The 23,827-nt window shown below is 46.7% G+C and carries 22 protein-coding genes; 6 read left to right on the top strand and 16 right to left on the bottom strand.

The window, feature by feature from the left end:
* Window position 1: 1 nt before the first annotated feature.
* The 6 genes from FXO21_RS14915 to FXO21_RS14890 form a co-directional block, all read right to left on the bottom strand.
* The gene (locus tag FXO21_RS14915) at window positions 2-745 is read right to left on the bottom strand and encodes an SDR family NAD(P)-dependent oxidoreductase (protein WP_149640815.1); all 744 of its coding nucleotides are present in this window, start codon (window positions 743-745) and stop codon (window positions 2-4) included.
* A gap of 141 nt (window positions 746-886) precedes the next feature.
* The gene (locus FXO21_RS14910) at window positions 887-1,219 is read right to left on the bottom strand and encodes a hypothetical protein (protein WP_149640814.1); all 333 of its coding nucleotides are present in this window, start codon (window positions 1,217-1,219) and stop codon (window positions 887-889) included.
* Between the two features lie 241 nt (window positions 1,220-1,460).
* A complete protein-coding gene (locus FXO21_RS14905; protein WP_149640813.1) occupies window positions 1,461-2,633 on the bottom strand; it encodes a glutathionylspermidine synthase family protein in 1,173 nt (390 codons plus the stop codon).
* A gap of 12 nt (window positions 2,634-2,645) precedes the next feature.
* Window positions 2,646-3,260, bottom strand: a complete 615-nt coding sequence (locus FXO21_RS14900) for a hypothetical protein (RefSeq protein WP_149640812.1) — start codon at window positions 3,258-3,260, stop codon at window positions 2,646-2,648.
* A 196-nt stretch (window positions 3,261-3,456) separates the two neighbouring features.
* A complete protein-coding gene (locus FXO21_RS14895) occupies window positions 3,457-4,743 on the bottom strand; it encodes an aminotransferase class V-fold PLP-dependent enzyme (RefSeq protein ID WP_149640811.1) in 1,287 nt (428 codons plus the stop codon).
* A gap of 67 nt (window positions 4,744-4,810) precedes the next feature.
* The gene (locus tag FXO21_RS14890) at window positions 4,811-5,572 is read right to left on the bottom strand and encodes a M23 family metallopeptidase (RefSeq protein WP_149640810.1); all 762 of its coding nucleotides are present in this window, start codon (window positions 5,570-5,572) and stop codon (window positions 4,811-4,813) included.
* 157 nt (window positions 5,573-5,729) lie between these two features.
* Here FXO21_RS14890 and FXO21_RS14885 point away from each other — a divergent pair, with 157 nt between their 5' ends.
* The gene (locus FXO21_RS14885) at window positions 5,730-6,701 is read left to right on the top strand and encodes an aldo/keto reductase (protein WP_149640809.1); all 972 of its coding nucleotides are present in this window, start codon (window positions 5,730-5,732) and stop codon (window positions 6,699-6,701) included.
* Window positions 6,702-6,740: 39 nt separating this feature from the next.
* Here the strand turns inward: FXO21_RS14885 and FXO21_RS14880 are convergent, their stop codons facing one another.
* Window positions 6,741-7,151, bottom strand: a complete 411-nt coding sequence (locus FXO21_RS14880) for a DoxX family protein (protein ID WP_149640808.1) — start codon at window positions 7,149-7,151, stop codon at window positions 6,741-6,743.
* A gap of 203 nt (window positions 7,152-7,354) precedes the next feature.
* On the opposite strand from FXO21_RS14880, the gene FXO21_RS14875 reads away from it, so the two are divergent.
* Together FXO21_RS14875 and FXO21_RS14870 are read left to right on the top strand one after the other, a co-directional pair.
* Window positions 7,355-9,616 (top strand): TonB-dependent receptor, encoded by a 2,262-nt coding sequence (locus tag FXO21_RS14875; RefSeq protein ID WP_149640807.1) that lies wholly within the window; start codon window positions 7,355-7,357, stop codon window positions 9,614-9,616.
* Between the two features lie 151 nt (window positions 9,617-9,767).
* Window positions 9,768-10,079: an isoamylase early set domain-containing protein gene (locus FXO21_RS14870; protein ID WP_149640806.1), complete on the top strand. Its 312-nt coding sequence runs from the start codon at window positions 9,768-9,770 to the stop codon at window positions 10,077-10,079.
* A 166-nt stretch (window positions 10,080-10,245) separates the two neighbouring features.
* Here the strand turns inward: FXO21_RS14870 and FXO21_RS14865 are convergent, their stop codons facing one another.
* From FXO21_RS14865 to FXO21_RS14850, 4 genes are all read right to left on the bottom strand, one after another.
* The gene (locus FXO21_RS14865) at window positions 10,246-11,172 is read right to left on the bottom strand and encodes a hydroxypyruvate isomerase family protein (RefSeq protein ID WP_149640805.1); all 927 of its coding nucleotides are present in this window, start codon (window positions 11,170-11,172) and stop codon (window positions 10,246-10,248) included.
* 90 nt (window positions 11,173-11,262) lie between these two features.
* Window positions 11,263-13,971 carry a PVC-type heme-binding CxxCH protein gene (locus FXO21_RS14860; RefSeq protein WP_225865699.1) on the bottom strand — a complete coding sequence of 903 codons (2,709 nt, stop codon included), beginning with the start codon at window positions 13,969-13,971 and terminating at the stop codon, window positions 11,263-11,265.
* Window positions 13,972-14,209: 238 nt separating this feature from the next.
* Window positions 14,210-14,464: a hypothetical protein gene (locus FXO21_RS14855; protein ID WP_149640804.1), complete on the bottom strand. Its 255-nt coding sequence runs from the start codon at window positions 14,462-14,464 to the stop codon at window positions 14,210-14,212.
* Window positions 14,465-14,514: 50 nt separating this feature from the next.
* Window positions 14,515-17,598, bottom strand: a complete 3,084-nt coding sequence (locus tag FXO21_RS14850; RefSeq protein WP_149640803.1) for a PVC-type heme-binding CxxCH protein — start codon at window positions 17,596-17,598, stop codon at window positions 14,515-14,517.
* A gap of 107 nt (window positions 17,599-17,705) precedes the next feature.
* Here FXO21_RS14850 and FXO21_RS14845 point away from each other — a divergent pair, with 107 nt between their 5' ends.
* The 3 genes from FXO21_RS14845 to FXO21_RS14835 all read left to right on the top strand — a co-directional run bounded on the left by FXO21_RS14845 (window position 17,706) and on the right by FXO21_RS14835 (window position 20,509).
* Window positions 17,706-18,293 (top strand): hypothetical protein, encoded by a 588-nt coding sequence (locus tag FXO21_RS14845; protein ID WP_149640802.1) that lies wholly within the window; start codon window positions 17,706-17,708, stop codon window positions 18,291-18,293.
* Window positions 18,294-18,381: 88 nt separating this feature from the next.
* Complete coding sequence (locus tag FXO21_RS14840) at window positions 18,382-19,308, top strand: alpha/beta hydrolase (RefSeq protein ID WP_149640801.1); 927 nt, start codon at window positions 18,382-18,384, stop codon at window positions 19,306-19,308.
* Window positions 19,309-19,318: 10 nt separating this feature from the next.
* On the top strand, window positions 19,319-20,509 hold the full coding sequence (locus FXO21_RS14835; RefSeq protein ID WP_149640800.1) for a glycosyltransferase family 87 protein: 1,191 nt from the start codon (window positions 19,319-19,321) through the stop codon (window positions 20,507-20,509).
* Window positions 20,510-20,561: 52 nt separating this feature from the next.
* Here the strand turns inward: FXO21_RS14835 and FXO21_RS14830 are convergent, their stop codons facing one another.
* From FXO21_RS14830 to FXO21_RS14810, 5 genes are all read right to left on the bottom strand, one after another.
* Entirely contained in the window at window positions 20,562-20,978 is a 417-nt protein-coding gene (locus tag FXO21_RS14830) for a T9SS type A sorting domain-containing protein (protein ID WP_149640799.1), read from the bottom strand.
* A 109-nt stretch (window positions 20,979-21,087) separates the two neighbouring features.
* Window positions 21,088-22,080 (bottom strand): GTP 3',8-cyclase MoaA, encoded by a 993-nt coding sequence (gene moaA, locus FXO21_RS14825; protein ID WP_149640798.1) that lies wholly within the window; start codon window positions 22,078-22,080, stop codon window positions 21,088-21,090.
* Window positions 22,081-22,101: 21 nt separating this feature from the next.
* Entirely contained in the window at window positions 22,102-23,007 is a 906-nt protein-coding gene (moaCB, locus tag FXO21_RS14820; protein WP_149640797.1) for a bifunctional molybdenum cofactor biosynthesis protein MoaC/MoaB, read from the bottom strand.
* A gap of 104 nt (window positions 23,008-23,111) precedes the next feature.
* The gene (locus FXO21_RS14815; protein ID WP_149640796.1) at window positions 23,112-23,561 is read right to left on the bottom strand and encodes a molybdenum cofactor biosynthesis protein MoaE; all 450 of its coding nucleotides are present in this window, start codon (window positions 23,559-23,561) and stop codon (window positions 23,112-23,114) included.
* Between the two features lie 8 nt (window positions 23,562-23,569).
* A complete protein-coding gene (locus FXO21_RS14810) occupies window positions 23,570-23,824 on the bottom strand; it encodes a MoaD/ThiS family protein (RefSeq protein ID WP_225865698.1) in 255 nt (84 codons plus the stop codon).
* Window positions 23,825-23,827 lie beyond the last annotated feature (3 nt).

Here is a 23,827-nt window from a genome sequence, read left to right as displayed (position 1 = left end):
CTCAATAAGTCGCCCTTCCGCCAGTAAGGTCGAAAGTAAAACCGGTAGTAAAACTGTTTTCCGGGGAGACGATGAACGCTGCCATATTCGCCGCTTCTTCCAGCGTTCCACATCTCTTCATTGGTATTTTATCTGTCATATACCTAACCTGCTCAGGTGGCATTGCATCCACAAGCGGGGTTTGGATCACGGCAGGGGCCAACGCGTTAATGGTTATCCCGCATTCTGCATATTCCTTCCCCTGCACTTTCGTCATTCCGATTATCGCGGCTTTTGATGCAGAATAAGCCAGCATTCCCGCATTTCCTTCCTTGCCAGCGATGGATGCGATATGTAATATGCGGCCGTATTTTCTTTCCAGCATATGCGGAATCACCGCTTTGGACATATAAAACGCGCTCATAAAATTGACGTCGAAAACCCTTCTCATATTTTCACTGCTCACCTCATGGCTTTTGACGTTGGTTATCCCCGTGATACCTACACAATTGACTAAAATGTCTATTCTTCCGAACCGGCTGATGATTTCATTGACCGATTCTTTGACTGCTTGTTCGTCGGTGACGTCCAGTGGTATTATCTTTTCCTGCTCGTTATTTCCAACATACTGTGCTTCAAGTCCTTCCTTGTCCAGATCGAGTAACGCTACGGTCAGCCCTTCGTTTAAGAGCTTATGACCGATTACCAGGCCCAGGCCCGAGGCAGCGCCGGTTACAACAGCTACTTGTGCGTTCGAATTAAGCATGCTGAGAATATTGTTGAGTTTGGTTTAAAAGCTTATTCTATCTTAAATTATACTTCCGGTTTAAAAATCGTAGTCACTTTGAAACTAAAAAACCGGCACTGTGTGAACAGATGCCGGTTTTTGAATGATTAACTTGTAATCTTACACGAGCTCACTCTCATACTGGATCCCGATTTGTGCAGCCGGGAAATTTGCAATTTTGTTGAACTCTGTGATTGCCAGGCTGACTTGTCTTTGGGAAATCCCGCTGTATTCAAGCATTAATAATTTAGCCTGTTGAGTTGTCGACCGTTTCATTTTCCAGTATTGAGGATGATTGGCTCCTATCGGTGTGCGAAAAAACATTTCTTTGGGCTCCTTTATCAAAACCTCGTATTCGGTATTAACCTGCGGATTGTCATTTAAAAAATAGCCTTTGACAACTATCTTCACCTCTCTGCCACTTTTTAGGTGGAAAATTTTCTCGTGTATCATAACGGTTATGTTTAAGAATTTCGGAATGGTTGACTGCTGCCGGCTAATTGATAAAATCAGAACTATTTATAATTCCGTACCAGCAGCTATTGCGATAATCCTTGCAAACATTAACACACGAGCTCATTTTTTTTCATAAAGTTTAGCCAACGGTCAAATATGTTAGCCTGCGGTTGATTTGATGTACTTTTGGCATCCAAAAAATTACAACAAACTGACCAGCAGCTCCTAATTCTACATTTCACGCTATGACATGGCCGATAAACTGGGCAGTATTATCCAGTATATTACCTCCACGCCGCAAGCCCAGCGCACAGGCTTCTCCCGAAAAAAACACGCCAGCCTGGTAGTTTCGTCCTTCCGAATCAGCAGGAAACGGAAAATACTCCTGATAGATCCGCGGCTGGCTACCATACTCACCTTCGACCGTTTCCAGTACCGAACCTCCTTTCTCCAGAATTGAAACATTTGCCCCTTCCCTGCCAAACAATACCTTGCTAACCGATTGTTTATGTGGCAGCGCATAGCGCTCGGTCTGCAGCAAAAGCGGGTGGTAAGGATATAAGTCCCACAAGACCTTAAGAATGTATTTAGATTGAAACAGCAGCGTGTAAGCAGGGTTAAGTATCACTGCCTTTCTGTTTTTTACGATCTGGGTTAGCATTTGTGCCAGTTCGGGCTCGTCGGAACCGATGTATTCCCACGGTACCAGCTTGAACCAGAAATCGAAGCGGATGAATTCTCCCGTAGTGGTGTCCTGAAAAAATATGCCGTCGCCGTTTGAAAATTCCACATCGTCGATAAACGCAAATTCAGTATCGAACCCGGCCTCACTTGCAGCGGCGGCCAGCACCGCCACATTCGTTTCATCTTCGGGATAATCCCGCATGGTTGAAAAAAGAATGGAAGGGGTCAGGTCCGGATTTGCATCTTTCAGATATTGGAACTGTCCAACAAGCGTTTCATAGAGTGTATTGAACTGCTTAGCCTCATCGAGCCCATTCATCCGCAAATGAGCCCACTGTACCACTGAAGTTTCTGGTATGCAGGTTGCTGTATCCGCGTTGAATTCGATTAGTTTGATCTGGTCGTTCTCAAACCCGCCGGCCAGATCGAAACGGCCGTAAAGATGAATATGCCGGTCATCATTCCAGGATATCTCGATCAGCTCAATCAGGTTTTCCGGAATCCCAAGGTCTTTATATATCTTATTATCAACAACATACTGCCCGGCTTCTACCAGCATATCATATAACGTATTAGCGGCGTCATAATATTGGTTCGCCAGCTCCTCCTTGATTACTACCACGTCATTTACCACATAAGGAACGGTATCCGTTCCGAGCATCCAATCCCACCCGGCATTGCGGAGTGCACGTTCAGGTCCATCGACCAGCGTTCTTACTTCTACCATTTTCAATATTGTTTAACCTCCGCTTCTGGAAGATGAGCGACCGAAAAATCCTTTTCTGCCTCCACTCGGCCTGGTATTGACCGTGCGCGTCGTGCGGGAAGCATCTACCTGTCTGAATGTGCTTTGCGACTTTTGGTACGCGGATGGATTGCTGTAAAATGCGCCCGGATTCTGCGGGCCGGAGTTACGGAAGTTGTTGATATAACCATTGCTGGAATTTCTGCCCAGTAAATAGCCCATTCCGCCGTAAAGCAGCATAGTGGATAACCCGCTGTGATGACCCACGTAAGACTGATTATTCTTGATTTCTTCGTCGATCAGCGCTTTTGCGGCTTCCGGGCTCAGCTTATCTGTGTGGCCGTCGAGGTATGTTACCACTGCGCCTGAGCTATCGGGCGGTACGTTATCTTCGCTGACAATCTTGAATTCGCCGGGTTTCACTTCCTTGATATGCGACCGGATCCCTTTCGTAAAAGTTGTCTCCTCATAGCTGTAAGCCGCTTCGTCCTCCTCATTGGAAGAGCAACTGCCCAGTGAAATGCCCGAGAGCAAAGCAATAGCCAGTGCGCCGCCGATACTGATATCCTTCACACTCCTGATGAAAGAACCTTTCCTTATTTGTGCCATACTATTGGTTTTGAATGCTGACAATATCTAAAAATACACTTTTTAACGGCGGCAAACTGCTACAATCTTTCAAATGGTACATTATTCAGGATTAAAATGCACAAATGCTTTACCAGCGGTTTTACCACCATTTTGAAAAAAATAAGGCATAACCTTTTGATAGATTATGCCTTGGTTACTAAAAATAATACCGCAGTTACGCTTTTTTAGCAATTTTTTCCAAAGCGCCCACCAGTTTATCGAGATCAGAAAGCTTGGTGTAAACGTGCGGGGTTACCCTGACACAATGGATATTTTCCCAGTTGATGCCCACTGTGTGAATCTTATAATCTTTCATCAGCTTTCCGTCGACTTCCTCGGGCTTCATTCCGTCGACACTTACCCCGGCAATCGCGCAGGAATATTCGGGCTTCATGGAAGTATGGATTTTAACGCCTGGAATTTGTGCTGCTTTTTCCGCCCAGTATTTTTTCAGGAAATGAACCCGCTCCTGTTTCCTTTTTGAGCCGATCCCCTCCTGAAAATTAATTGCCTCACCAATCGCCTGTTCAATTGGAAAGCTTCTCGTTCCCAGCGTCTCAAATTTCCGGATATCTCCACTTTTGGGCTGGCTGTTACAAAGAAGCGGCCAGATTTTCCCGATCTTGTCTTTTTTGATCCACATCATTCCACTGCCTACGGGCGCACTCAGGAACTTGTGCAGGCTGGTCCCAAAATAATCGCATTCCAGATCCGGTATCCTGTAATCCAATAATCCGAATGTGTGCGCCCCGTCGACTACCACTTCAATGCCTTTGCTGTGTGCCATTTGACAAATCTTTTTCACCGGCATAATCTGCCCTACCCAGTTGATAATGTGGGTTACGTGGATGATCTTGGTATTGGGCGTAACTGCATCGGCAAATGCTTTCACGATTTGCTCGTCGTTTTCAATCGGGAAATCGAAAGATAACTGTTTGTAAACCAGCCCATCGCGCATCTCACGCTGTTTCCATGCCTGGATCATATTCGGGTAATCCTGTATGGTACCGATTATTTCGTCTCCCTTTTGCAGCGGAAGTCCGAAAATAACGGTATTCAAGGCTTCGGTCGCATTCCTGTTGATCGCAATTTCTTCGGCGTCGCAGCCCGCCAGTTTGGCCAGGCGCTGGCGGAGTGGCTCACGGCCTTTGTCCATGATCCGCCACATATAATAGGAAGGTCCCTGCGCCGCTGCTTTGTTATATTTTTCCAAAGCTTCCTGCACAGCCAGCGGAGAAGGTGAAACTCCCCCGTTATTTAAAATGATAATTTCGCTTTTGCTGGCAGTATAAGCATCCTGGATCACCGACCAGTAATCTTCATTGTCACTACTGTCTGCTTTCCAGTATTTTTCTGCATTGCTGAAATGCTCTGCGTGGAGTTCGTTAAAAAGGCTGTCGACACCGAAAGCGCCCATGCCGAGGGCTGCGCTCTTTCTGAAAAAGGAACGGCGATTGTTCATAAGGTTGGGTTATAGGAAATGGTAATTGAGTCAGCTACAATTTATTGATAATCCGCGGGAATCACAATTACATCTCGGGATCGCTTTTTACAATGGATTGTAGCATCCACTCGTAGGTATTGTAAGGCTCGGGCATGCCAAGGCTGTCCAGTTGCAGGTACATCAGATGCACGTGCGTCGGCGAGCGTTTTTTGTACGCATTATAGCCGCTGCGACCCATTTCGGCGATTTTATCTCCCGCTCTCACACTTTGCCCGGGCTGTACTTCAACAATATTGTTGTGTGCGTAGTAAAATAGTCCGTCGAGGCAGGGATCGTAGATCCAGATCCAGTTTCCGCCGCGCAATTCGCTGTCGTATTTCCAGCCGGTTTCAGTCGCCAACACCATTCCTGACGTAAACGAAAGCACATTGATCGGCTTCCAGGTCCTGTCGTCGAGATTATCCTGATCTTTGTCTCTTACAAAAAGATCATGTGCGGGGTGACTTCCGGATACGTTCATATCAAAAAGATCAAACCCGTTTGGCCTGTATCCTTTCCCTCTCGAACCGATTGATTCCCTTGGCAGATAAGATTCGACCGGATACACAAAATAAGCGGAATCGATACCGCGACAGGTATCGGTCCTTGCTAACCTCCTGATATTACGCATTACTTCGCCGAAAGCATTACGGGCAGAATCAGGACTAATAGCAGAGTCGCGGATATCAAGCTGTATCTGATTAAATGCGGCGCAGTAGTCGGATAGTTCTGGTGAAGTTTCACTTTGATTGATAAAGGCCGAAATACCAACAATCAGCAGCAATCCCGCTGCTCTTTTTACTGTCATCAAAAACATTTTTATCATGAATCCTCTTTCCCCGAACACGTTGGTTTACTTACCGGCCAGCGCCGGAATATTAAATTAAAACAATACAAATGTATTTCTATTGCATTAAAAAGGTTCTATGCTTTCCTTTAAACCCGGAACACTAAACAAAAACAAAATGCAATACCGTCGTTTTGGACGCACAAACTGGCAGGTCAGTGAAATCGGATATGGAATGTGGGGCCTTGCCGGCTGGACCGGCTCCGACCGCAAAGAGACCGATGATTCGTTAAACCTGGCCGTGGAATCAGGTGTAAACTTCTTTGATACAGCCTGGGGCTACGGGGAAGGTTTAAGTGAGCGTATCCTGGGAGATCTTATTAAAAGATATCCTGGCAAAAAGATATATGCAGCGACAAAAATTCCGCCGAAAAACCGAGCCTGGCCGTCGAGACCAGAGTTTAAACTGGCTGATGTTTTCCCTGCAGACTATATCATCGAATACACTGAAAAAAGTCTTCAAAACCTGGGTACCGAGCAAATCGACCTGTTGCAATTCCACGTTTGGGAAGATAACTGGGCACAGGAAGACGAATGGAAAGAGGCGATTCAAAAGCTGACGCAGGAAGGAAAAGTGGGCGCCTGGGGAATCAGTATCAACCGCTGGGAGCCGGATAATGCATTAGAAACGCTGAAAACCGGGCTGATCGATGCCGTGCAGGTAATCTATAATATCTTTGACCAGGCGCCGGAGGACAATCTTTTCCCGCTTTGCCGCGAGAAAGATATTGCAGTGATCGCGCGGGTACCTTTCGACGAAGGCACGCTGACGGGTACATTGACCAAAGAAACCGTCTTTCCGGCCGACGATTGGAGATCCACCTATTTTGTTCCGGAAAATCTGAATGCGAGTGTCGACCACGCGGAGGCGCTGCGGGCAGATATTCCGGCAGGAATGACGATGCCGGAACTCGCATTACGCTTCATTCTGAATAATCCGGATGTACATACTACCATTCCCGGAATGCGAAAATTGCCACATGTACGCTCGAACGTAGCCGTAAGTGACGGAAATCCGCTTTCACCGAAAGTAGCTGATCTAATGAAAAACCACCGCTGGGACAGACAGCCAACCAAATGGTCACAATAACAAAAACCCCGCTTCCAATTCAGAAGCGGGGTTTTTTGTTTACCTATATAGATTACTATCAATCGAATACTTCCCGGGACCTGTGAAGAATAAGGTCAGATAAGTGAGCAGGAACGAGACTGCGTGTTCTTTTTTGGCAAAAGGATCCGGGCCGTGGACGACAAATGCCACGACGATCATCGTAAAAATGAGAGGGATCAATGCCGCTCTTGAAAATAAACCAAGTATCAGCAGCACCGAGCAGCCGAATTCCGCTAAGATCGTGAGAATGTAAGATAACTCTTCACCGATTCCGATCGGGTCGGCAAAAGAATGGTCACCGCTCAGGTAACCTGAAAGCTTCGCGTATCCGTGTGTGAGCATTAAACAGGATATGCCAACCCGCAGGGTCAGTATCCCAAAATCTGCCGATGCAGGCAGTTTAATCGGTTTTAAAAACTTCTTTAACATAAATCCATTGTTGTGTGAATAAATAATTCCCGGCCCGATCGTGGCTGGAAAAACTTCCTTTCACCTAACCGCAGATAGTAGCGAGATAGTTTCCCTAAAAAATTTCGTGCTGCCTGTATGTAGTATTTTTATTTGCCAAGTTATATTTTTAGATTTACCTAAATTATATTTCAGAGTAAATTAAATAATTGTTTTGAATACCTATGAAGCTATACATACTATTCATTCTGTGCATATTAGGAACAACTTCGCAAGCTCAATTTGTGTTGACCGGCAATATTTCGCTCGAAGGTCAAACGGAAAGCGCCTTTGGAGCCTCCGTTTATATTGAGCAGCTAAAAATCGGAACGACAGCAGATACACTTGGAAATTATCACATTGCCAACATTCCCGGTGGAACGTATACGGTTAGAGTCAGCTATATTTCAATGCCCACGATCACGGAGAAAAATGTATCTATTAGGCAGGACCTGGTCAAAAATTTCATTTTCAAATCGGGCGCGAATGCATTGGAAGAGGTAGTGGTGACGGGAACGATGAAGGAAGTCTCCAAGCTCGACAGTCCGGTGCCTGTGGATATTATCACTGCCAAATTTCTTTATAAAAACCCGGTACCCAGCATTTTTGAAGGGTTAAGCTATGTAAACGGTGTGAGGTCGCAGCTGAATTGCAATGTGTGCAACACTGGCGATATTCACATGAACGGACTGGAAGGCCCATACACCATGGTGCTGATTGACGGAATGCCGATGGTGAGCGGTCTTTCTACCGTTTACGGACTTTCGGGAATACCAAATAGTCTGATTGAAAGGGTTGAACTCGTAAAAGGACCTGCTTCAACACTTTATGGGTCAGAGGCTGTGGGCGGGCTGATCAATATCATTACCAAAAACCCATCCAAAGCGCCCATTTTCTCGGCGGACGCTTTCAGCACCAGCTGGCTCGACTACAATCTGGACCTCGGCATGAAACTGACTCCCGGTAAGAACGTCAGCTCGCTGATCGGGGTGAATTATTTTAATTACCAGAATCCGCTCGACCGCAACAAAGATGGATTTACGGATATGACGTTACAAAACCGGATTTCGGTTTTTAATAAATGGTCTTTCAACTTAAAAAACAACCGGCAGGCCAATATTGCTGCACGGTACTATTATGAAGATCGATGGGGCGGGCAAATGAACTGGAACAAAACTTTCCGCGGCGGCGACGAGGTTTACGGAGAAAGCATTTATACTTCCCGCTATGAAGTACTTGGCAACTACCAGTTGCCGGTGAGTGAAAAGGTCACCCTCCAATATTCGTTCAGTTCACATAACCAGAATTCCGTTTACGGAAATGTCCCTTTCCTGGCCGATCAGAAAATCGCTTTTGCCCAGCTGCTTTGGGACAAAGAAATCGGCAAGCATAACCTGCTGGTTGGTACGCCTTTCAGATATACCTATTATAATGACAATACCCCTGCTACCCGCTATCTGGACGGAAAAGATCATGCTGACAAGATTTATCTGCCGGGTTTTTTTGTGCAGGATGAAATTAAATCAGGCGCGCATTCGCTGCTGCTCGGTGCCCGATATGATTTCAATAGCCGGCATGGAAGTATTTTTACACCCCGGGCTGCCTATAAGTTCAAATTTAACCAGACTGACGTCGTTCGTCTGAATGTAGGTCGCGGTTTCCGCATCGTGAATCTCTTCACAGAAGACCACGCGGCACTCACAGGATCTCGGCAAGTAATTGTAAAAGAAGCACTTAATCCGGAGCAAAGCTGGAATGCAAATATCAATCTGGTGAAAAAGATCGTGACTGGCAGTTCTTTCATCGGTTTCGATGCCTCCGTCTTTTACACGCATTTTACAAACCGGATCCTGCCAGATTATGATACTGATCCCAACCAGATCATTTATGATAACCTCGACGGCTATGCAGTTTCAAAGGGGATCAGTTTGAACCTGGATTTCAATTTTCCTTTTCCGCTTAAAATAATAGCCGGAGGAACGTTAATGGATAACTTCCAGAAAGAAAATGGCGTACGTTTCCGTCCGGTGCTGACGGAAAGATTTACGGGCGTATGGTCTGTCAATTATGAGATCCAGAAAGCAGGTATTTCGCTGGACTACACGGGTAATATGTACGGACCAATGCGACTGCCGGTATTAAGCGAAGACGATCCGCGTGCGAGAACCTCGCCAATCTGGTCGCTTCAAAATATTCAGGCAACCAAGAAATTTGATAACGGACTGGAAATTTACGGAGGGGTTAAAAATCTGCTCAATTTCACGCCACCAGCCAACTCCATTGCCAGATCCAATGATCCATTTGATAAAAATGTTAAGTTCGACGATAATGGCCACGTGATTGCAACTCCCGAAAATCCCCACCGTCTTACCTTCGACCCATCTTACGTTTTTGCGCCTAATCAGACTCGCCGGTTATTTTTGGGAATGCGATATACGTTGAGATAAAACGTTGTAAATCTGGCTTGTAAAAAAATGAGGTTTATTAGCTTGTTTATAATTTTTCAAAGATCAATAACGTATACAGTATTGATATTCATTGATTTGAATAATTTTTGATTGTATATTTGTGCCATTGATTATTTAACACTACTTAATTATGGCATTAGCAAAACAATTTGTAAAGAGCAAGTCTGTTTACAAAGTAACATTTACTCTTCCCGCGGAAGCAGCCGCAGACGCAAAAACGGTAGCCGTTGTTGGCGAATTTAACGATTGGAATCCTGAGGCGGTTGTGCTTAAAAAACAAAAAGACGGATCTTTCAAAGGTATTGTAGAACTAGCTGCAGGAGAACACCAGTTCCGTTATATCCTGGACGGTGAGAAATGGGAAAACGACTGGGAAGCAGACAAATACGTGCCAGCAGGTGTGGACGAAAAAGCTGAAAATTCAGTGGTTGTTTGCAGCTAATTAGCTTTTAGCTTTTAGCTTTTAGCTTTTAGCTTTTAGCTTTTAGCTTTTAGCTTTTAGCTTTTAGCGACAAAAACCGGAGGTAGTTTGGCCTACTTCCGGTTTTTGTATTTAAATACGATAAAAAAGCTAACAGCCAATAGCTAACGGCTAAAAGCCAACAGCCCTAAACCTTAAACGCATCACTCTCCACATACGCCTTGATCAGCGCGTCTTCACCTTCGGCGCCGGATTGTGAATTTCCGTGCTCCATGCCCATGATGAATGATTTATTCTCTTTCTTGCTACGGTCGTAAATGTATTTGAAAATGTTTTTGTAGTTGATCTCGCCGGTTGTCGGCTCTTTTCTCCCGGGCTCGTCGCCAATCTGGAAATAGTCGATTTCACTCCATGTTTTGTCGATATTGTAGATCAGGCGGCCTTCGTTTTTCTGCATGTGGTAAATATCATACAGGATCTTGCAGGCTTTACTGTTCACCCCGCGGCATATTTCGTAGGTCTGCTCGGAAGTTCGCAGAAATAAGTTTGGTGTGTCGCTGAGCGGCTCCAGCACCATGACCAGCCCGTGCGGTTCCAAAATTTCTGCACCGCGGCGCAATGCATCTATCACATGTCCGGTTTGAACGCCTATGGGTAAACTTCTGTCAAAATCACCGGGCACAACAGTCATCCATTTTGCATTGACACGCTTCGCTACCTCGACGGCTTTCTTACATCCGTTGAGAAATATATCGATATACTCCTGTTTACCGGCTGCAAGGGTATTGGCTCCGTTTCCACCTTTATCTACCACAAAAACACCCATCTGCATCCCCAGGCGCGTCATTTCTTTCGCAATTGCCTCTTGTTCCTGCACCGGGCGGCCCATCATACCGTTGTCTTCAAGCGCCATAAAGCCATTAGCGGCCATAAATTTCAACTGGTCAATAACACCTTTTCCGGCTTTGTTCTGAAACATTCCGAAATGAGGTGCGTATTTGAGCTTAAACTGATTCTTGGCAGTTGGAGCCTGCTGGCCGGCAAAAGCATCATTAGCTGCCACTGCTGCACCCGCCAGGCCTAGTGTAGATTTTACAAAATTTCTACGAAGCATGTTTTTCTTTGAGTTATGTTTGAAATGTAAAGAAACGAAATGCGCCAATTTACCTCAAAACCGCACTCATTATTTTAAAATGCGTTTTTGTCAGGATCTTCGCTTCTTCCGCCTTTCTTTTCTCAAAGCAGGCTTCTCAGGTGCCTTTTCAGCTTCCTGCACTACCGGCTTAGGGAAATATGGTGCGAGCTGTGCTTTTATTTCCTCTCTGAATGCATTACGGACTCCGTCCAGTGCGCTTTCTTTTACTTCACCTGCCAGCCGGTTATCCACAAGTAACTTCACCACCGCTTCTTCTCCGGGCCAGCTTGCTCCAAGAAATTTCGCCGCGTTCGTGCGCACAGCAGCCGGTTCATCCGGGTTGACCGCCGTGGAACGCAGCAGGTAAACTGATTCGGCGCTTCCAACAGTTTGAATTGAAGCCAATAAAGCAATTTTTTTTGCTTCATTCATCCCCGCAAGTTTTTGGGTAACATAAGATATCCCGGCTTGTTCCAGGAGCAATGCCCCGGCGTCTCTTCCAAGCACATCCTCCGACTTTTCCAATGCCATCTTAAGTAGCCGGTCATTTTCTGATTCCAGCTCGTAACGTGTCATTAAATCGATATAATGCTCGGTACCATAAGTTTCGTTCAGCAATTTGTTCAAGGCTGATAATCCTTGCTGGGAGTTTTTTACAAATGATTTATCCAAATGCAGCAATGCCAGCTTACTCACTTCAATGCGGTCGCTTGCAGGAACTGTCAACACATTCAGCAGCGCCTGTGTTTTCTCATACCCTGCGCGGAAGAAATCGAATGCGCGGAAATACCTCAACCTACTCTTGAAATCTACTGAGGTATCAGCAGCGGCCTCCGTCAGATAGGGAATGGCTTGCCGGGTTCGCGCCAGCCAGATAATATCTTTACCGGCATCGGTGGCAGTAGGTTTACCTTTTTGTCTTTCAAGCCAGGCTGGAAAAATCCGTTCCCATTGATCAAAAGCACCGATACTCAGCGCTTCCACAGTCCAGCGGTCATTTCCTTTGTACTGCTTCGCCAGTTGCAGCCACACATCCAATGCTTCATAAGTGTGATTGTGGTTGATCGCGAGTGCGCATTCCCGCCGAACCTGCGGGTCGGGATCAGCAGTAAGTCTTTTGATATATTCGGTAGGATCGCTATTACGTTGACGCACAGCGCGTAAGGCAGTAATCCTGATATTAGGGTTCAAATGGCGAAAACCAATATCGAGTGCCCGGTAGTTGAAACCTTCAATGCGGTTGAGCACCCACAATGCCCTGGCACGCAGTTTCGGGCTTGCATTATACTTGTTGAAAAGCTCCTCAAGGTATGGTTCCGCATTCCACCCGTGCTTCACGCAGGCATTCCAGGCAAGGTAGCGCATCGACAAATTCGGGCTCTGTAATGCTTTAACCGCTTCCTCAGGGTTATTCAGATCGAAAACAGGTATTTGATACGGCACTCCCGGAGGCGCAACCCTGAATATTCGGCCACGGCTCTTATCCTTCATTTGATTAGAACCAATCACGGGATCATACCAATCGGAAATGATCAGTGAGCCGTCGGGAGCAACGCAAACGTCCGTCGGCCTGAACCATTTGTCGCGTGTACCTTCAACGACCGGTACAATTCCGGTCGATTTGTAGCCGGCCCCATCATTTTCCACCGGGAATGCACTTACGTATCGCTGTCCCGCGTCGGCAAGTAATATCTGGTCCCAATAGCGCCGCGGCAGCAGCTCTCCTTCATAGATCGTAATTCCCATCGGAAATCCAGAGCCCGTTTGCAGTAAATCCGGTACTACGCCCGGGTCGTTCTGATGCCAGTGCCTGCGCGGAATTTCGTCTTCGAGATTGGTCCGGTTGAGTCGCCAGCTGGCGCCAGTCATTTCATCGATATAACCGAAATTTCCGTTTTCCATTACATACGAAACCCGGTCGGCCCCATGTCCCGGCTCTTCCTGGTCCGACTGCCACATCGTTCCATAACTGTCGACAGCCACTTCAAAGCCGTTCCGAAAGTTTTCGGCCATTATTTCGACTTTGGTAAAATCCTGCTCACAGCGAAAAACAACGCCTTGTTTAAATTGTCTGAAATCGATCGGCCTTTCGTATTTATCAAGCAACGGTCTGTCTTTTCCATCGACAAGCTGCCTGCCTGCATTTCCGAAATTGAAATAGAATTTTCCGTCCGGCCCGAAAACGAATGCATGGATACCCGCATCGCTTTGCACCCCGCCTATTCCTTTAAACAAGATCTCTTTGGTATCGGCTTTATCATCGCCGTTTGTGTCAGTAAACAGCCATACATAAGGACTTTGTGACACAATGGCCTTATTACCCATTACCCAAATACCCAGCGGCGCATTGATTTCAGGGCCCTGGTAAAAAACCTTGGTAACATCCGCCTTTCCGTCACCATCCTTGTCTTCCAGGATCAGAATGCGGTCGCCCATTCCCAGTTCCGATTTTCCGTTAACGGCTGGGCGATAGTTGTAAGCTTCACAAACCCACACCCTGCCACGATGGTCGACGTCGATATTGATCGGATTGACTACATTTGGTTCAGAAGAAAACAGTGTCGCTTCCAAACCTTCGGCGACTTTTATACCCGCCACGGCATTGCGCGAAAAACGTTTTTCCGGCTCGGAAAGCGCCGCGTAGGCGCTATCTGGATTGGTAACAACCACTGAATCAGCAACAAATGTATCAGCAACCTGGGGAAAACCGTAATAAGGAAGAAAGGCGGCAACTACGGTAAAGAGAAATGCAGACTTAAAAAAATTGATATATTTCAAAACGACCTCTAGATTTCAAACTCTCAATAAACGTATAAAAATACCTTATGTTTACTGAATAAGGAAAGGAAGTCGGGAAAAGAATTGAAGCACTGCATCGGAGCCTTTTGGATTCTTGAGAGCTGATAATCGATTTCTGACAAAACCCGCAATGCAATATTTTCACCCCAGGTTTCAAATAGATATTCGGTCAAAATTTCATAGTCAGAAATAGCACGTTCTGTCCAATCAATCTCCCTCACCGGCCCGCGATTCTGCTCTTCATCTCGGAAATTTTGCTGTCGATCCTGGCACGGGCAGCTTTATCCCCAAGGATTCGGCCCTCGCGCAGGTCCTGCAATCCTTCGACAATTCCTAAACCAGCTGCTTCGGTTATACCTTCAAATACTGGTTGGTTAGACTCAAACTTATACTTGAAGCCCAGCTCTGTCAGCAATTTCTCGAGAACAGAAATATCTTTCTCATTCTCTATGTCTATTCTGAGTGTGTTCATAAGTTAAACTTAGCAAGCTTTCATTGATTATTCAAGAAGCGGGCCGCACATTATTTCTTCTTCAAACCGCTCAGATAATCGACCAACCCAACGAGTTCCTCGGTGGTCATGGCATCCTGTAAGCCAGCCGGCATCATGGAATCTTTGAGCTGCTTGATGGACTTCACTTTTGACATTTTGTATTCCTGTGTAGCTCCGCCGGGGAATTTCAATATCAGATCGGTTTCTGTTTTGCTGGCTACGATGCCGGTTACCACCGAACCGTCTTTGAAAGCTACTTCGAAGCCTTCGTAACCAAAACCAATGCCTGCACTCGGCTCAAAAATGGCAGCATACTGTGCTTCCTTCGGCAACTTACTGCCTATTTCAGACAGTTTCGGTCCAAAATCCATTCCCTCGCCGTTCACCTGGTGGCATACCGAGCAATAGGTTGCAAAAACCTGCTTACCCTTTGCAGCATCGCCTTTCATGCCGATCAACTCCTTCACTTCCGGGTGCCTCCGGGCAGTGGTAACACTTCCTTCCAGGTATTTCGCAGCTTCCGTTTTGACCGCTTTTCGCCACGCGCCACTCAGTCCCTTCACTGCGGCAACCTTTACATCGCCTAATAATTTTCCTTCTTTTAACAAAAGCAAAACCTGATCCTCACCGCTCATCGTTCCGCCGAGAGATTTGGCCGCTACGATTCGCTGTGCTACTGGGTAGCTTTCTGTGGTTGCCACTTCCCTCAAAATATCCAGCGATTCTTTGCTTCCTGCTGACCTCAGTGCAGTCAAAACCGCCTCGCTTTTTACCGGATCATTTGCTTTGATTGTCTTCCAAACCAAATCTCCCCCGCCCTGCTTCATCAACTGTGCTGCGGCTGCCGGACCTGTGCGGCTGGAAGACTGGCTGATCGCCAGATCCAGCAAACGCTGATTTTCAGAGCCTAACTCATATTTCGCGACCAGTTCCAGATATGCAGGTGTTCCATAATTGGCGTCCAGCAGTTTCTGTAGCGAAGCCATCGCTTCTGCATTCTGTTTTACAAAACCCGGATCTAAATGCCGCAACGCAAGTTCATTAACCTTATCCTGATCCTTACCGGAGCCTTTCATGATTTGAAGCAATGCCAACGATTTTTCATTCGCTGCCGGATTAAAGTCAAATGCACGAAAATAGCGCAGCCTGCTTTTCAGATCAGCTTTGGGATCTCCTGCCAGCGAAGCCAGCAAAGGCAACGATTCATTTCCTCTTGAACGCCAAACAATGTCTTTGCCAGCCTGCGTAGCAATGGGGTTACTGCCTGCTTTGGCAACCCAGGCTTTAAAAAACGAATCCCATTGATTATCAGCACCAATGCCTAATGCTTCCAGGTACCAGCGATCTTTCCCATCATATTGACTTGCGAGTTCCGCCCAAAGCGCAGGAGAGGACGGGGATGTATTATGATGTAATACCAAAGCGCATTCGCGACGAACCTGCGGCTCGCTGTCTTTTGCCAGTAATTTAATATAGCTCAGAATATCCAGATCCTTTGCTTCGCTCGCGGCCCGCAGTCCGGCAATGCGCATATCCGGGTTACTGTCTTTCACAGCCAGATCAATGTTCTTTTTGGCAGTTGACGACCATTTGCTCAATACCCATAAAGCTCTCGCCCGCATTCTGTAATCTGCATTTTTATCCTTGAATAACTTTTCCAGGGCCGGAGCCGCCTTTTCGCCCATTTTGTGCAATGCATTCCAGGCCTGAAAACGCACCGATAGGTTAGGGCTTTGCAATGCTTCCACTGCACCCGCTGTTGTGGTGAAATCGGCTTTTTTGAATCGGTAAGGAGTATTCGCAGGAGCCACCCTGTATATTCTTCCTTTTTTCTGGTCGCCTGCCTGGTGGCCGCCTACGCCGGGATCATACCAGTCGGACACGATCAGAGAACCGTCGGGAGCGACGCAAACGTCGCTCGGCCTGAACCATTGGTCCCTTTTTCCGTCAACGATATTGACGATTTTGGCGGTATAGCCCGCGCCCGACTTTTCAACCGGATAAGAGCGCAATACATTATGCCCCGGCTCGCAGTGGATCATCTGACCATAAAATTCCTTTGGAAGTAACTTGCCTTCGTACACAACCATGCCGGTGGGTGAGCCTGAGCCGGTTTGTAATAAGTTCGGCACAACGCCGGGATCATTCAAATGCCAGTGGCGATACGGAATGGAGTCTTCCATATTGGTCCGGTTGGCACGCCAGCCTGCGCCGGTCACTTCGTCGGTGTAGCCGTAATTTCCATATTGCATTACATAATTGATCCGCACACCCTTATTTCCGTCATCATCATTATCGGATTGCCACATGGTACCGTAACTATCTACGGCCACCTCGTAGTTATTCCTGAAATTGTTACCCAGCACTTCGATATTTTTGAAATCAGGATCGCAGCGAAAAACCATTCCCTGTTTCAGCTTTTTAAAATCAATTTCCTGGCCGTTTTTGTCAACAACCGGCTTACCCTTTCCGTCGAGGAGCTGACCGCCTTCATTTCCAAAGTTGAAATACAGCTTTCCGTCGGGACCAAAAACGAATGCATGCATACCGTGATCGTGCTGCTCACCGCCCAGCCCTTCAAATATCACTTCCTTTTTATCTGCCTTTAAATCACCATTTTCATCTGTAAACAGCCATACATAAGGACTTTGAGAAACAATTACCTTATTTCCCATTACCCAAATCCCAAGCGGCGCATTGATTTCTTTTCCCTGATAAAAAACATTGGTCTTATCGGACTTGCCGTCACCATCGGTATCTTCCAGCACGACAATCCTGTCGCCTTCATTGTTGACAGGGTTACCGTTGATTGCGGGACGATAGTTATAAGCTTCGCAAACCCAAACGCGACCCAGATGATCCACGTCTATATTGGTGGGATTGGTAATTGTTGGCTCTGACGCAAACAAGCTGGCTTCCAATCCTTTTGTTACAGAAAGGCCAGCGACAGCATATTTTGGCGACCGTTTCTGCTCTTCCGTCAGATCCTTATAGAGGCTATCGATCGTTGTACTTTCGAAAGTGCTCGGATTGGAACGCTGATAAGAAGCTACCAGCAAGCCAGCCAGCAGACACCCTGCCGGAAATAATATCAATGATTTTCTGAAGTTCATGAGGTGAATTAGTATAGGCCGGGAAAGCGGGACCGAATTGTGCTATTCTTAAATTAAAGATTGCTAATTTTAGAGTATAAGAGACAATCCACCTGTCATTTACTATCATGAACAAGACTTTTTTTTCCTTAATCGCTGTCGCACTGGCACTTCCGGTAGCGGCCCAGAAAATCCCTTCGCCTGATATTCAGATCAAGACCGCTGTACTTGCTGCGCCGTCCGAAAAACAGGCTGGCGCCAAAGTTTACGGTTATGCGGAAGATGGAACGTTTAAAGTATTGCGGGACGGCACCAACGATTACATATGCATTGCCGACGACCCGAAAAAAGATGATATCGGCGTTTCCTGCTACCACGCCGACCTCGAACCATTCATGGAACGCGGCCGCGTGCTGACGAAAGAAGGCAAGAATGCAAAGGCTATTTTTGATATCAGGGAAAAGGAAGCCAAAGACGGAACACTGAAAATGCCGAAGCAATCATCGACGCTGTTTGTGCTTTCCGGAACAAAAGACAATTATGATGAAGCAGCAGGCACGCTTAAAAACGGCTACTTGCGCTATGTGGTTTATATTCCTTTTGCTACTGCGGAAAGCAGCGGGTTACCGCTCAAACCGGATGTACCCGGAATGCCCTGGATCATGGACCCGGGCACGCACCGCGCCCATATTATGATCAACCCGGCCAAGCCCTGACCTACCGGTTTACACAAATACCTAATCTTCCTTCACGCTTTGAGGTATATCAAATGCGAAAATTTCTTTGTGTCGAAAAGAACCATTTATGAAAAAAATATTCCATAGTATTGCCTCCCTGAGCCTGTGCGCTATTTCTTATCAATCCATGGCACAAAACGAAACGATCAATCTCTGGCCGGAAGGCAAAGTACCGAATTTCAAAACCAGCGACGTTCAGGAAAAATCCGAAACCGATGCAAGTGGCATTCTGCGGATCAGCGGCGTAACGGTCCCTACGATGACCGCCTACATTGCACCAAAAGAAAAAGCGACCGGCGCGGCTGTTATGATCTGTCCGGGTGGCGGCTATGGCATCCTGGCCGCTTCGCATGAAGGAAGCGATTTTGCAAAGTGGTTCAACGACAGAGGTATTTCGGCATTCGTATTGAAATACCGCCTGCCGAATGCAAAAGCAATGGAGCATCAGCACGAAGTACCTTTAATGGACGCGATGCAGGCGATGAAGCTGATCCGCGAAGGTGCAGGTAAGTGGAATATCGACAAAAACAAGATCGGCGTAATGGGTTTTTCGGCCGGCGGACATTTGGCAGCGACACTTTCGACGCACCATAATATGGGCCCCAAAGCTTCCCCCGACGCAAAACCCGATTTTTCTATTTTGCTATACCCGGTCATTTCATTTCAACCCAATATCTCGCACGGCGGCTCGCGCGATAATTTGCTGGGCTCTGAAAAATCGGACGAGCTGATCAAATATTACAGCAACGAAATGCAGGTAAGTGACCAGACGCCGCCTGCGTTCCTGGTGCACGCGATGGACGATACCGGCGTACCTGTCGAAAACAGCATTCAATATTATCTTGCATTAAAAAACAAAAAAATACCTGCTGAAATGCACCTTTACCCAAAAGGCGGCCACGGCTACGGCATGCGCACCGAAGGAAAAGGCTCTCTTGCCAACTGGCCCGCCGCGATGGAAGGCTGGCTGAAAACAATGGGTTATATGAAGTAGTAAATTTGAAATGACCGCATTGAACCGCTTTTTATCCAATCAGAAATACCTGCTGTTTTTATTTGTAGCAATCGCCATTTTCGCGAGCCTGCAATCCTACTTTTCGCCGTTGAAAACCTTTGTGGAAGGCGGCAGACTGTACACAGCTTATAATAACTATATCATTTTCAAACAGTCGTTTTTCCATTTTCTGGAAGGAAAGGACTTGTATATCGAATACCTCGACGAACAGGGGGACCTTTTTAAATACAGTCCCACATTCGCGCTTGTCTTTGGGGTCTTTGCGCTCCTGCCCGACGTGCTCGGGCTTTCACTCTGGAATATCCTCAATGCAGCAGTTTTGCTTTACTCGGTATATTACCTTCCAAAAATTGACATTCGGACCAAAGGACTGATCCTGGTTTTCGTGGCGGTCGAGCTGCTTACAGCTGTACAAAACGAGCAAAGCAACGCGTTGATCGCCGGCCTGCTGTTATTCAGTTTCGGCGCGTTGGAACGAAGGCGTTACTGGCTGGCTTCCTTTTGTCTGGTCTCGACGATCTATATAAAGCTGTTTGGGATAGTTGGGCTGGCGTTATATTTATTGTATCCTGATAAACTGAAACTGACATACACCACAGCCTTCTGGGTCGTTGCTTTTACAGTTTTTCCTTTGGTAGCCGTTGATTTGGAACAGTTTGTGTTTTTATACAAAAGCTGGGGGAATTTGCTGTCGAACGATCACTCCATCTCTGACGGAATTTCGGTGATAGGTTGGCTGAGAACGTGGTTTGGTCTTGAAATGAATAAAACTTATGCGAGTGTGGCGGGGGCGATACTGTTCTGCATTCCGCTTTTGAGGATAAAAGCTTACTCAAATTTTACATTCAGGATATTGATACTGGCATCGGTGCTGATCTGGGTTGTGATTTTCAACCACCGGGCCGAATCGCCGACATTTATCATTGCTGTAACCGGTGTAGCACTCTGGTATTATGCGCAGGCCCCATCGAAGGGAAATTACGCTTTACTGATACTTACCCTGATTTTCACGATCCTCTCACCCACTGATCTGTTTCCGAGATTTATACGGAATGAATGGATGAAACCCTATGTAGTGAAAGCAGTGCCATGTATTTTGGTTTGGGGGAAATTAATATACGACCTGATTCTGGGACAGCTGCAACCGCGCAAATTCGAAGAGACCGGGCGACTTGAATGAAGGGCGTTACAGAAATCCTGCGGCAAGATCCTGTAACGCTCCATTCCGAACCTTAATTTGCACTCATCATCAATCTACTTACTTCCCTGACTTCGTCGGTCGACAGAAATATGTTCTTGACCACCTTTTCATGATCGTTTGAAACTTCGACGGTGTATGTTCCGTCCTGCATTGCCGCGAAGTTGAGCTTTTTCCCAAATTTCGTCACCCATCGGCTCACCAGTTCTTCGTGCAATACTTTGCCTTTGAAATCCATTATTTTAATGGACAAACGTTCCCCTTTTTCCTTTTCAAGAAGCAGGTTCATCGTTTCCGTATTTTTAACGCGGTACATGCCTATTCTGAATTTTTCGCAAGTGTTATTCTTGCATTCCGTTTTGGCCTCGACCGGGTCTATGGCGAATGCGTTTTGATTGAGCAGGCAAATACTGAATGTCAGCGCGGCGATTGTTTTCATCACGTTTTTCATGGCTTCCGAAGGTTATTGAGGTTGAGAAACTTTGAGTTTCCCCAATGATCACCTCTTCCCGCGCATTGTTGCACGGCTTATTTGAACGGAAAAATTACGTGTTGGACGGTTAACCGCCGATCGCGATCATTTCACGGTTGGTCTCATATTCAGACTTGGCCTGCTGCTCGGTAAAGCCCGCGTGGCCACCGTGCGCGAAATGTTTTTTGTAGAAATGCTGGTGAATCAGCTCCCGAACGTCCTTACCCTGCCTGAGCGGCGTGAGTAGGTCAGCCTCTGTAGTATCGAAAAGGCAATTTTTCAGCTTACCATCTGCAGTAAGGCGAATGCGGTTGCAGCCCTCGCAAAATGGTTGGGTGACGGTACTGATAACGCCGAATGTCCCACCCGCGCCGTTCACGTGGTAGCGGCGGGCAGTGTCATTTGTTTCAGGTTGGATTGCATCAAAATCAAACTCGCTACTGATTTGTGTTAGCAGATCGGCGTGCGACACGATTTTGGACATATCCCATTGATTCCCTTTAAAAGGCATAAACTCAATAAAGCGAACGTGCAGGTTCGGTTCGTCAAGGGTTAATCTCACAAAATCATTCACCTCATCATCATTGATGCCCCGCATCACAACCATATTGATCTTTACCACAAAACCTTCCGCCAAAAGCAACCTGATGTGACCGAGTGTCTGCGCAAAATGTTCTCGCTTTGTAATCGCTTTAAATCGATCTTCCCGCAACGTATCCAGACTCACATTCAGCGACTTAACCCCGGAATCTTTTAAAACGGGAATAAACTGATTGATAAATACGGCATTTGTTGTAAGTGTAAGCGAGGCAGGCAGCTGGCCAAGAGTGGCAATAATCTGCTGTGCGTCTTTCCGGATCAGCGGCTCACCACCCGTCAGCCGGATTTTCTCTACGCCCATTCCGACAAAAATCTCCGCAAGTGTACGGATTTCATCTGCCTGCATCAGCCACTTGGAAGGCATAAACTGCATATCTTCCTGCGGCATGCAATAGGTACATCTCAGGTTGCACTTATCCGTCAGCGAGATCCGCAGATAAGTGTGCTTGCGCCCGAATGTATCTATAATAGGTTGTGACATTTATTTTGTTTGAAATGAAAATCAGTGCTTTTCGCCCTCTAGTACGGAAAATACGTGTAAAATATGCGGAAACAACGCGTCAATATATTCCGTAACCCCTCCGGTGCTTCCCGGCATTGTCAAAACCAGTGAGTCACCTGAGAATCCGGCCACTGATCTGGAAAGCATGGCTGTCGGTATCCGGTCCTGTCCGTAGCTCCGCGCGGCCTCGGCAATGCCAGGTATTTCGCGGTCGATCAGCTCCGATACAGCTTCCGGTGTAACATCCCGGCGCGACAAACCGGTTCCTCCCGTGATGAGTATCATTTTATAACCCGTGTTCGTCCATTGCAATATCTGCTGCTGGATTGTTATTTTATCGTCGGGTACTACTACATAATCTGCGACTGAAAGATTGAACGCTTCCAGTTTCTCAATGATCTTTTTCCCGGACTTGTCTTCCCCATTTCCATTTGAAATCGTATCTGAGCAAACCAGTACTGCAATTTTCAGATCACCAGGAGCGGCTTTCCGGTCACTTTTTCCACCCTTCTTTTCAAGTAGCCGGATGTTCTTAATCTCAACACCTTTGTCGATCGGTTTGAGCATATCGTACATCGTCAATGCTACTACCGACGCGCCGTGCATTGCCTCCACCTCTACACCCGTTTTGTATATTGTCTTGACGATCAGTTCGATCACAATTTCCAAACCTTCAATGCGATAATTGACGGCAGTATATTCAATCGGGATCGGGTGACAATCGGGCAACAGGTCCGGCGTTTTTTTTACTGCCAGAAATCCGGCAGCTTTGGCCATTTCAAATACATCACCCTTCGGAACAGTCCGGTTCTTAATCGCGGCAATTGTCTCACCCTTACTCACCTGCACAACCGCCTGCGCCTTAGCAACCCGAAGTGTATTCGACTTATGCGTAATATCGACCATTTCTATTTTTTAATGAATGCCCTTCGACAAGCTAAGGGTGACAAAAAATCTCCTTCCTCCTTACTCCCTTCCTCCTTCCTCCCTTCCTCCCTTTACCCCCTTACCTACCTATTCTCCTTCCACCGAAAATCACCGGCTTCTCCAATCAGCTCTTTCCCGAAAATCGGGGCTTTGTTTTTAATTTCTTCAACTATAAACTCCGAAGCCTCGAATGCGGCGCGGCGGTGGGGGGACGAGACGAACACGAACAGGCTGATTTCTCCCGTCGGTACGAGGCCTAGGCTGTGGTAAATATGCAAGCAGGTAAGTTCAAACTTCGCAAATGCGGCTTCGCGGATATCGTAGAAAACATCGTTCGCCATATCCTCATAGGCAGTGTACTCTATTCCGGAAACTGTGCCTCCCTCCTTTTCATCTGCCCTGATCTGTCCTAAAAAGATCGCGTGCGCGCCAATGTTCGTCTTGGACTGGTGACTGGCAATAGACTTCGCTATAAAATCCGGGCTGATCGGGCCTTCTACAAATACTTTTCTTGGCTTGTGATTCTTTTCCATACCTCCTGTTATCCTCCCGCAAATGGTGGAAGAAGTGCTATCTCAGATTGTGGGTCAATAGGCGCGAGATCTTCGGATATCCGCCGGTTTACTGCGATTTTAAATTTCTTCCCAAGAAGCTCGGGATATTTTTCGGTAACCTGTTTACGAAAATCACCTACCGTAAGCTTACCGGTTTCGAGCCAGTTTTCCTCTGCCTGCCCCGTCACCTCTGCCAACATTCCAAAATACTGCACGTGCAAACCCATATTTTTTCGGTTCAAAAT

The sequence above is a fragment of the Dyadobacter sp. UC 10 genome, assembly GCF_008369915.1.
Lineage (GTDB): Bacteria > Bacteroidota > Bacteroidia > Cytophagales > Spirosomataceae > Dyadobacter.
The sequence above is the reverse complement of the archived record's forward strand: the minus strand, read 5'-3'. Positions and strand labels throughout refer to the sequence as shown.

Excerpts from the sequence above, each read along its gene's own strand:
- FXO21_RS14870 (WP_149640806.1), top strand. The coding sequence starts at position 9,768 with ATGGCATTAGCAAAACAATTTGTAAAGAGCAAGTCTGTTTACAAAGTA.
- FXO21_RS14850 (WP_149640803.1), bottom strand. The coding sequence starts at position 17,598 with ATGAACTTCAGAAAATCATTGATATTATTTCCGGCAGGGTGTCTGCTG.
- FXO21_RS14880 (WP_149640808.1), bottom strand. The coding sequence starts at position 7,151 with ATGTTAAAGAAGTTTTTAAAACCGATTAAACTGCCTGCATCGGCAGAT.
- moaCB (WP_149640797.1), bottom strand. The coding sequence starts at position 23,007 with ATGGTCGATATTACGCATAAGTCGAATACACTTCGGGTTGCTAAGGCG.
- FXO21_RS14905 (WP_149640813.1), bottom strand. The coding sequence starts at position 2,633 with ATGGTAGAAGTAAGAACGCTGGTCGATGGACCTGAACGTGCACTCCGC.
- FXO21_RS14900 (WP_149640812.1), bottom strand. The coding sequence starts at position 3,260 with ATGGCACAAATAAGGAAAGGTTCTTTCATCAGGAGTGTGAAGGATATC.
- FXO21_RS14815 (WP_149640796.1), bottom strand. The coding sequence starts at position 23,561 with ATGGAAAAGAATCACAAGCCAAGAAAAGTATTTGTAGAAGGCCCGATC.
- FXO21_RS14865 (WP_149640805.1), bottom strand. The coding sequence starts at position 11,172 with ATGCTTCGTAGAAATTTTGTAAAATCTACACTAGGCCTGGCGGGTGCA.
- moaA (WP_149640798.1), bottom strand. The coding sequence starts at position 22,080 with ATGTCACAACCTATTATAGATACATTCGGGCGCAAGCACACTTATCTG.
- FXO21_RS14890 (WP_149640810.1), bottom strand. The coding sequence starts at position 5,572 with ATGACAGTAAAAAGAGCAGCGGGATTGCTGCTGATTGTTGGTATTTCG.
- FXO21_RS14845 (WP_149640802.1), top strand. The coding sequence starts at position 17,706 with ATGAACAAGACTTTTTTTTCCTTAATCGCTGTCGCACTGGCACTTCCG.
- FXO21_RS14840 (WP_149640801.1), top strand. The coding sequence starts at position 18,382 with ATGAAAAAAATATTCCATAGTATTGCCTCCCTGAGCCTGTGCGCTATT.
- FXO21_RS14875 (WP_149640807.1), top strand. The coding sequence starts at position 7,355 with ATGAAGCTATACATACTATTCATTCTGTGCATATTAGGAACAACTTCG.
- FXO21_RS14885 (WP_149640809.1), top strand. The coding sequence starts at position 5,730 with ATGCAATACCGTCGTTTTGGACGCACAAACTGGCAGGTCAGTGAAATC.
- FXO21_RS14895 (WP_149640811.1), bottom strand. The coding sequence starts at position 4,743 with ATGAACAATCGCCGTTCCTTTTTCAGAAAGAGCGCAGCCCTCGGCATG.
- FXO21_RS14830 (WP_149640799.1), bottom strand. The coding sequence starts at position 20,978 with ATGAAAAACGTGATGAAAACAATCGCCGCGCTGACATTCAGTATTTGC.
- FXO21_RS14910 (WP_149640814.1), bottom strand. The coding sequence starts at position 1,219 with ATGATACACGAGAAAATTTTCCACCTAAAAAGTGGCAGAGAGGTGAAG.
- FXO21_RS14915 (WP_149640815.1), bottom strand. The coding sequence starts at position 745 with ATGCTTAATTCGAACGCACAAGTAGCTGTTGTAACCGGCGCTGCCTCG.
- FXO21_RS14855 (WP_149640804.1), bottom strand. The coding sequence starts at position 14,464 with ATGAACACACTCAGAATAGACATAGAGAATGAGAAAGATATTTCTGTT.
- FXO21_RS14835 (WP_149640800.1), top strand. The coding sequence starts at position 19,319 with ATGACCGCATTGAACCGCTTTTTATCCAATCAGAAATACCTGCTGTTT.